Below are 412 nucleotides of genomic sequence, written 5' to 3'. Positions count from 1 at the left end.
GTCGGACGCGGGTTCTTGATCATGGAGTCCAGCATCTGGGTGGCAGTGATAACCACTTTGCGGGCTTTGTTGCACTTGGCGATGATCATCTTCTGGGCGAAGATAACTTCTTCAACCGGGATCTCTACACCCATGTCGCCACGAGCAACCATGATGCCGTCGGAGACAGCCAGGATCTCGTCGAAGTTGTCCAGACCTTCCTGGTTTTCGATCTTGGAGATGATCTGGATGTTCTCGCCACCGTGGGCTTTCAGGTGCTCACGGATTTCCAGAACGTCTTCTTTCTTACGGATGAAAGAAGCCGCAACGAAATCAACGCCTTGCTCGCAACCGAAGATCAGGTCGCGCTTGTCTTTCTCGGCCAGGGCCGGCAGCTTGATGGAGACGCCCGGCAGGTTAACGCCTTTGTTCT

General features: G+C 54.4%; 1 protein-coding gene. It reads right to left on the bottom strand.

What is annotated here, in order from left to right; all coding sequences use genetic code 11:
- Positions 1–412 (bottom strand): pyruvate kinase (locus L972_RS12510; protein ID WP_047438598.1); only part of this gene is annotated, 412 nt, incomplete at both ends.

Origin of the sequence: Aeromonas sp. ZOR0001, from assembly GCF_000801015.1 — a bacterium.
In the GTDB taxonomy this organism is placed as follows: Bacteria; Pseudomonadota; Gammaproteobacteria; order Enterobacterales; family Aeromonadaceae; genus Aeromonas; species Aeromonas veronii.
This window is presented reverse-complemented; position numbering and strand designations above follow the sequence as displayed.